Genomic DNA, 8,894 nt, shown 5'->3' on the forward strand with positions numbered 1-8,894 from the left:
TTCTTCTTGTATATTTATAGAGTAATCTCCTATTTCATCTACAGTATATCCCATTTCTATTATGATTTCATCTGCTGCTAATTCAGGTAAACCTTGTATAGCTGCTTTATTTGTTTTATTTACTAAGGTATAAAAACCCATTGAAGTTTGATTTATATCAAAAGAGGCATCATACAATCTATCAAATTCATTTGTAGCTCCTTTTAAAAAACCAACCAACAATGTGTTTGTTTTATCGTTATGACTAAAAGAAAACCAAGAACGACCTAGTTTTTTTTGATCAATTGTATTAGAACTTTTATAAAAATTAGCATTTTCACCAGCAGCTTGATGCGTAGTTTTAAAAGTAATTTTTAAATCTGATTCAGAGCTTTCTGTTTTTATAAAAAACCCTTGCCCAGATCCTATAAATCTATTAGTAATTTTTGTTGCTTCTGTAGCTCCTGTAAGATTATAAACTAAGTAATCACTCACATTATTTTCACCCACTTCTGATGTAGTTTGATTCCAAAAATATACTTCACCATTTATTTCTGTATTATCTGGATCTGTAACTACTAAATCCCAATCTATAGCAGCTGGATATGGATTACCTACCAAATTATCACCTTCTACAGACCATTCATTACCTTCATTATCTTCTCCTGTTAGATTTGTTGTATTGTAAATACTTACTTCTATATCTCCTTTATTTATGTTTCCTGTAAAAGTTCTAAACTGTCCTCCTGTAGCTTCGTTTTGGATTGCATAACCGATTCCTGGGTTAAAATCTGATGTTCCATGAAAAACCCAATCAGAATTTGATGAACTTGAATTAAAACTATATATAAGTTCTGCATCTGGAAAAACTGTAGCAATACTAGAATCTGAACTCACAACAGGAGAACTCCAATAAGAATAAAAATCGTTACCTCCATAACTGGGTGTTTTTCTAACAATATTAAATGTACCAGCACTTGTAGAAGCCTCTTTTTCTCTTAACATTAAACTTCCTGTGTCGTTTACAGTAATGGTTCCATCGTTTATTAAATCGTATGCAATTTCTAAAGTCCCTCCACTATTTATAGTAATACTTGCATCTGAATCTACTTTTAAATCTCCTGTTACTATATGTTGTGATGATAATATTATAGGATAATTATTACCTGATGTTTGTTCTTGAATTTGTACTGCTTCTTTTATTTCTGAATTAGGAATTACCCCACCTACCCAATTAGAACCAGTATTCCAATCTGTAGATGCAGCAGTAGCACTCCAAATTATAGTTGTTACAGGAGAAACTGTTGCCTCAGAAGTGCTTGTATTGTCATTTGCTAAATACTCAAAAGTATCTCCATCTAAAATTGCTACCAAATCATCTGTACCAACAGTAGTAATAATATCTGCTTTATATTCATTTATTTCTGTTGCTGTTCTAGCTCGGTTCCAAAGTCTAAATCCCCATAAATATCCTTCAAAATAATTTGTACCAGAATAACTTGTTAAAGCTGAAGAAGCATAAAGATATTCAGAATTTAATTGACTTATCCATGTGGCTGTACTAAGAGGAAACCTTACACTAGCATCTTTGTACCCTAATCTCATAGTATTATGTGGACCAAATTGATATCCTGAATTTTCTCCAATTAAAGTTCCATCTACATAAAACTTTAAAGTAGTATTTTCATTAGCTCCCATAAGGTTTGTTGTATTGTTGGCAGCCAATGCATTGTCTAAAACTAAAGCTACATGATACCATGTATCTGCTGTTATTGCTTTTCTAAAAAAAGTTCCTTCCCATCTTGGTGTATAATCTGCTCTATTATAGCCACCAACAACCAAATATCCATCTTCTATAAAAACTAACACCGCTCTTGTACCAGCACCTTCTTTCATTATAAATTGCCTACTAGTAACTTCTTCTGCCTTAAACCAAGTTTCATAAGTTCTATCGTTTGTAGTTGTACTATTTATATTTGTAATATTAGTATTGGTAGCACCACCAATATTAATATAATCATCTACTCCATCAAAATAGAATCCATCATCATCTGTTTGTCCAAAAAACAAATTAATACCAAATAAAAAAAACAAATAAAAAAAAATTTTTTTCATAATAAAAAGTGTAAACAAATAAATTATAAACAAAAATATCATATAAAAAATACACAATTCATAATATAAAGATGAAATTCAACAATTTATCGACAAAAAGATCTTTTATACTGTTTAATTGTTAAAATTTTTAGAATGTTTATCTTTGTATTGAAATATTTAATTTAAAATATGAACCCACTTTTACAAGATTTTGATACAGCTCCTTTTTCTAAAATTTCTAATAAAGATTATAAACCTGCAATTAAAAAAGGCATTGAAATTGCGAAATCTGAAATAAACGAAATTGTAACTAATACTGAAAAACCTACTTTTGAAAATACAACAGTAGCTTTAGATTTTACAGGAAGTAAATTAGGTAGAATTACAAGTATTTTTTTCAATTTAAATTCAGCGGAAACTAATGATGAAATTCAGAAAATTGCACAAGAAGTTTCTCCTTGGTTAAGTGAGTTTAGTAATGATATTACTTTAAACGAAGCTTTATTTAAAAAAGTAAAAGCTGTATATGATATTAAAGATTCTTTAGATTTAACTTCAGAACAAGACATGCTTTTAGACAAGCAATACAAAAGTTTTGCAAGAAATGGAGCTAATTTAAGTGAAAAAGATAAAACAATACTTCGTGAAATAGATGCCAAACTTTCTAAATTATCATTAAAATTTGGAGAAAATGTTTTGGCAGAAACCAATGCATTTGAACTGCATTTAACTAATGAAGATGATTTAGCTGGTTTACCAGAAAGCGTAAAAGAAGCCGCTAAAGAAGTAGCAAAATCTAAAGAAAAAGAAGGTTGGGTTTTTACCTTAGATTACCCAAGTTACATTCCGTTTTTAACTTACGCAGACAATAGAGAGTTGCGTAAAAAAATGGCCATTGCCGCAGGTAAAAAAGCATTTCAAGATAATACGTTTAATAATGAACACATTGTCATAGATATTGTAAACTTACGCCATAAAAGAGCCAATTTATTAGGTTATAAAACTCATGCACATTTTATTTTAGAAGAAAGAATGGCAGAGTCACCAGAAAAAGTAATTGAATTTTCTAATAATTTATTAGCAAAAGCAAAACCTGCAGCTTTAAGAGAATTTAAAAACTTAGAAAATTACGCTAAAAATTTAGACGGAATTAATCATTTACAAAAATGGGATGGCGCTTATTATTCAGAAAAATTAAAGAAAGAGTTGTTTGATTTAGATCAAGAATTGCTAAAACCTTATTTTAAATTAGAAAATGTAATTGATGGTGTTTTCGAAATTTCTAATCGTTTATTTGATTTACATTTTGAAGAAATTTCTAATATCGATAAATATCATGAAGATGTAAAAACATACAATGTTACTGATTCTAATGGAGATTTTGTTTCTGTACTTTATGCAGATTTTCATCCAAGAAAAGGGAAACGCAATGGTGCGTGGATGACTAGTTACAAATCTCAACAAATAAAAAACGGAATTAACGAAAGACCACACGTTTCAATTGTTTGCAACTTCACTAAACCAACAACTACAAAACCTTCTTTACTGACATTTAATGAGGTTACAACCCTGTTTCATGAATTTGGTCATGCTTTACATGGTATGTTAGCAAATACAACTTATAACAGTTTATCAGGAACGTCTGTTTCTTGGGATTTTGTAGAGTTACCAAGTCAGGTTTTAGAAAATTGGTGTTACGAAAAAGAAGCCTTAGAATTGTTTGCAAAACATTATGAAACTGGAGAAACAATTCCTATGAAATATGTCGAAAAAATTAAAGAATCTGCTAGTTTTCACGAAGGAATGCAAACCTTGCGTCAATTAAGTTTTGGTTTGTTAGATATGCAATGGCATGGACAAGATCCATCAAAAATTAAATCTATTAAAGATTTTGAAAATGTTGCTTTTGCTGAAACAAAATTATATCCTGATGTTGCAGAAAACTGTATGAGTACAGCTTTTTCTCATATTTTTCAAGGAGGATATTCTGCAGGATATTATTCATACAAATGGGCAGAAGTTTTAGATGCAGATGCTTTTGAATATTTTTTAGAAGAAGGGATTTTTAACAAAGAAGTAGCAACAAAATTTAAAGAAAACGTATTGTCTAAAGGAGGAACAGAAAAACCAATGGAATTGTACAAACGTTTTAGAGGTAAAGAACCAAAACCAGATGCTTTATTAAAAAGAGCTGGTTTGATTTAGTAGTCAGTTTTCAGTCGCAGTTTGCAGTCAATAAGTTACTGCAAACTGCAACTGAAAACTGTTTTTACTTTCAATCCATTTACTCATATATTTTGTAGCTTGTAGGGTTTGATGTTGTAATAAACTTCCTAAAAAATTCTGAGTTCTATAAAATTCTCTTTATCATCAATTTGATTGCTTATTTGCACAATTCTTCATCAGCATATAACTGAACCGGTTTTTCTGAAAAAAAATCTTAATAAATAATAATGAGCTACCCTTATGTTAGAATAACTCATTATTTTTTTACCTTAATAATACCACCTTACAAAAGCTTCCATAGCTGCATAATGAGACAATCCTAATTGATCATACAATTCTGCTGTTTCTTTATTTCTATCTTCTGCTCGTTGCCAAAATTCTCTACTATCTGTCCCCTGAAAAACAACTCCATCTTTTTGTGATTGATGTTTAAAAATTGCTTTTCTTTTTTCTAACACTTGATCTGGCCCCATTGGAACTGCCATTTCAATTTCATCAACACCCCACTCTTGCCAAGCACCTCTATACAACCAAACCCAACAGTCTTTCATAAACTTTTTTGTTTTCAATTCTTTAACTGCAGCAAAAATCGCATCTAAACACACTTTATGGGTTCCATGAGGATCTGCTAAATCTCCTGCTGCAAATATTTGATGCGGTTTAATTTTTTCGATTAAATCTTTTGTAATTTCTACATCACCAACTCCAATAGGATTTTTTTTAATAGCTCCTGTTTCATAAAATGGTAATTCCATAAAATGAATTTGGATATCTGGTAAACCTATAAAATAACAAGCAGATCTTGCTTCTCCTTTTCTTATTAATCCTTTTATATATCTGACCTCTGAAGTATCAATTTCACTCGTTTTTTTATTCTTTAAAAAAGTAGCTGCTTTTTTATAAATATCTTTTGCTTCAGAATTATCTATTCCAAATTTATGATTAAAATCACATACAAAACTTGCAAAACGTAACGCTTCATCATCGGCAACAGCAATATTTCCTGAAGTTTGATATCCTATATGAACCTCATGACCTTGTTCATGTAATCTTTTTAAAGTTCCTCCCATACTAATCACATCATCATCTGGATGTGGACTAAAAACCAATACACGTTTTTTTGCAGGGTCAGCTCTTTCAGGTCTTTTACTATCGTCTGAATTCGGTTTTCCACCTGGCCACCCTGTAATTGTATTTTGAAGTTTATTAAAAATCTTTATATTAATATCGTATGCAGGACCAGAGTCTGCTAACAGATCGCTCATTCCATTTTCTATATAATCTGCATCTGTTAACATTAAAATAGGTTTCTCTAAATTAAGTGCTAAGCTTAAAACTGCTTTTCGAATCAATTGATCTGTCCAAACAATTTTTTCTACCAACCAAGGTGTATTAATTCTTGTTAATTTAGACGCTGCTGCTTCATCTAAAATAAAAGTTGCATTGTTATGTTCTTGCAAATAAGAAGCAGGTACTTGACTTGTAACTGCATCTTCTACAGATGCCTTAATAACATTAGATTTTCTTTCTCCCCAAGCCATTAGAATTACTCTTTTAGCTTCCATTATTTTTTTAACACCAAGCGTAATTGCTGTTCTAGGGGTGTTATCTAAACCAGAAAAATCTCCGCTTGCGGCAACTCTTGTTATATGATCTAAGGCAACCAATCTTGTTTTAGAGTTTTGTAACGATCCAGATTCGTTAAAACCAATATGACCATTTCCCCCAATTCCTAAAATTTGTAAATCGATACCTCCTAAAGCCTCAATTTTTGCTTCATATTCACTACAATACTCTCTAATTTTATTTTTTGACAAAGTACCATCTGGCACAAAACAGTTTTCTGAAAGAATATCTATATGATTAAATAATTGCTCTTGCATAAAACGAACATAACTATTTACAGAATCTGGCTCCATAGGATAATACTCATCCAAATTAAATGAAATAACATTATTAAAACTTAAACCTTCTTCTTTGTGTAAACGCACCAATTCTGCATACAATCCTTTAGGAGAAGAACCTGTTGCTAAACCTAAAATACAAGGTTGTTTTTGAGATTGTTTAACCCTAATTAGACTTGCTATTTCTTCTGCTATAGCCTTTGATGCAGAAGTAGAATTCTCATAAACGATGGTTCCAATATTTTCAAATCTTTTTTCGAAACCTGTTGCCTTATCAATATTACTATTTAACATTATTTTTATTTTTTAAAAAAATTATTTTTTGGGTGAAATTTTCAATATTTATCTGTGATTTTAACACGTTTAAAAGACAAGATGAAGCCCCATTACCCAAACTTACCAATGCTATTTTTATCTTTATAAATAGGATGAATATTATTCTTGTTTTTTTAATGCTGTTATCGCGTTTGTAAAAACCATTTCATTTAAAGAATCATTTTTATCATCATTTAAATTATTACTATAAAATTATTCTTTTCATTTTTTTTTTAATTAAATTTTTATAAAAATTTTATTCTTGTACAATACATAAACCAAATTCCAAAAAAAGAGCATATGAGCAATTGCAAATAGAAGAGATCCATTCATATTTCCTGCAATTGGAATAAATATATTTTGATATATGTATTTTAAACCACTTGTTGTTTCTCCCTGTGTATTTGTAATTTTTACGAGGTAAATCATTGTTTTTACATACAAACCAGAAAAAACAAAAATGAACAATGGATTTGTACCAAAATGTATAAACGGTTGAGACCATTTAATATGTTTTTTCACATCTATAACCCATATCAGCAATGCTAATATTAACATTGCCCAACCTGCTGAAAAACAAACATAACTGCTTGTCCAAAGAGATTTGTTTATAGGAAACACAAAGCCCCAGATAAAGCCTAATATAAGAAGACCAATTCCATAACCTAAAAGTGTATTTATTTTAATTGTATTTTTAGATGACTTACTCAAAAAACCACCTGTTAAGGTCCCAATTAGCACTGTTGCAATTGATGGTAATGTTGATAAAAGTCCTTCTGGATCAAAAGGAAAACCAAGACCTTTCCATATATGATTAGAACCAAATAAATATAAATCGATTTTACCTACTAAATTTGTTTGTGGCCCAAATGGGTTTTCTGAAACAAAGAAATATAAGATGGCCCAATAGGCAACCAAAATTACTACTATAATATAAGTAAGATTTCTTTTATTAACAAACAAACAAACAGATGCTCCGATTCCATAAGCGATTGCAATTCTTTGCAAGACCCCAAAATACCGAACAGTTTCAAAGTTGAATTTTGGAAATAAATTTAAAAACAGCCCAATAGAAAAAATAATTATTGTTCTTTTAATTATCTTCTTCAGAGCTTTTGAACTTTCTTCTGGTTTAAAGTTTTTAAAAGCAAAATGTATAGAGACTCCAACAATAAATAAAAAAAAAGGAAAGACTGCATCTGTTGGTGTAAAACCATGCCATTTGGCGTGCAAAAAAGGCCAATAAACATAAGACCAACTACCTGGTGTGTTTACCAAAATCATAGAAGAAATCGTTATTCCTCTTAGAACATCTAATGCTTTTAACCTTCTTTTAATATTCATTTTAACGCTGTTTAATTTTATTCTTTATTCTAAAATAGCCTCATAAATAACATCAAGAATATTAGTTCTTATATTTTTTTCTCCAATCTTGTTATTTGCCATGGTAGGGTAAACTCTATTAGATAAGAAAACATATAATATACCGGTATTTGGATCTGCCCATGTGTACGTGCCAGTAAAACCAGAATGACCAAAACTATTTGCAGAAGCATATTTACTACTTGCAATAACTTTTGGATTCAGCTGAGGCTTATCAAAACCAAGACCTCTTCTTACACTATCTTTTTCGAAATATCTATGATTAAATTTATGTAAGGTTTTAGGTTCAAAATATCGTTTTCCTCCGTAATATCCATCTTGTAAATACATTTGCATCATTTTTGCAACATCATTTGAATTACTAAAAAGCCCCGCATTACCACTTACTCCATTCATCATTGCTGCTCCCATGTCATGCACATAACCTTGAAGTAATTGATTTCTATAATAATCATCATTTTCTGTTGGAGCAATCTCAGATTTATTAAATCTATTCAACGGATTATAAGTTAGCGTATTTGCTCCTAAAGGTTTGTAAAATTCTTTGTTATTTAATACATCCATATCTTCACCATAAGTATCTTTTATATACTTTTTAAATAAATAAAATAACAACCCACTATATTTATAACCCGATTTTGTACGTTGTGGAGCTTCAGCTATTTTTTTAAAAATAGAATCTGTATACGAGTTCATTAAATATAAATTCTCAGCTACTTTAATCGAATAATCCTTTTTCTTAATTTTACTATAATAGTTACTAAAAGGTATTTTAGTAACAGAATCAACTGTCTCTAGATAATACGGAATCCAAGGTTTTATTTTTGCCGCATGAGACAATGCTTCCTTAATTGTAATGGTGTCTTTATTAGAGCCTTTTAAATAAGGTAAAAGTTCACCAAGCGTGCTATCTAGATTTAAAAGTCCAAGTTCTTCGCTTTTCATAATCATAGGAAGGCCTCCTAATATTTTGGTTACCGAAGCTAAATC

General features: G+C 30.1%; 5 protein-coding genes. 1 reads left to right on the plus strand and 4 read right to left on the minus strand.

The window, feature by feature from the left end:
- Positions 1-2,094 (minus strand): LamG-like jellyroll fold domain-containing protein (locus ABJG40_RS05600; protein ID WP_348023592.1); only part of this gene is annotated, 2,094 nt, incomplete at its 3' end.
- A gap of 171 nt (positions 2,095-2,265) precedes the next feature.
- Between ABJG40_RS05600 and ABJG40_RS05605 the strand changes: the two genes are divergently transcribed.
- Positions 2,266-4,281: a M3 family metallopeptidase gene (locus ABJG40_RS05605; RefSeq protein ID WP_348023593.1), complete on the plus strand. Its 2,016-nt coding sequence runs from the start codon at positions 2,266-2,268 to the stop codon at positions 4,279-4,281.
- Positions 4,282-4,571: 290 nt separating this feature from the next.
- Here ABJG40_RS05605 and nagB read toward each other — a convergent pair whose 3' ends face one another.
- The 3 genes from nagB to ABJG40_RS05620 form a co-directional block, all read right to left on the minus strand.
- On the minus strand, positions 4,572-6,500 hold the full coding sequence (gene nagB / locus ABJG40_RS05610) for a glucosamine-6-phosphate deaminase (RefSeq protein WP_348023594.1): 1,929 nt from the start codon (positions 6,498-6,500) through the stop codon (positions 4,572-4,574).
- A gap of 258 nt (positions 6,501-6,758) precedes the next feature.
- Entirely contained in the window at positions 6,759-7,865 is a 1,107-nt protein-coding gene (locus tag ABJG40_RS05615; RefSeq protein WP_348023595.1) for a DUF5009 domain-containing protein, read from the minus strand.
- A gap of 24 nt (positions 7,866-7,889) precedes the next feature.
- Positions 7,890-8,894: serine hydrolase (locus ABJG40_RS05620; protein ID WP_348023596.1), on the minus strand; the 1,005-nt coding region annotated here is incomplete at its 5' end.

The sequence above is a fragment of the Polaribacter sp. genome (genome assembly GCF_039939415.1).
In the GTDB taxonomy this organism is placed as follows: Bacteria; Bacteroidota; Bacteroidia; order Flavobacteriales; family Flavobacteriaceae; genus Polaribacter.

Bases quoted from the DNA above. Each gene is read 5' to 3' on its own strand.
- ABJG40_RS05605 (WP_348023593.1), top strand. From the start codon at position 2,266: ATGAACCCACTTTTACAAGATTTTGATACAGCTCCTTTTTCTAAAATT.
- nagB (WP_348023594.1), bottom strand. From the start codon at position 6,500: ATGTTAAATAGTAATATTGATAAGGCAACAGGTTTCGAAAAAAGATTT.
- ABJG40_RS05615 (WP_348023595.1), bottom strand. From the start codon at position 7,865: ATGAATATTAAAAGAAGGTTAAAAGCATTAGATGTTCTAAGAGGAATA.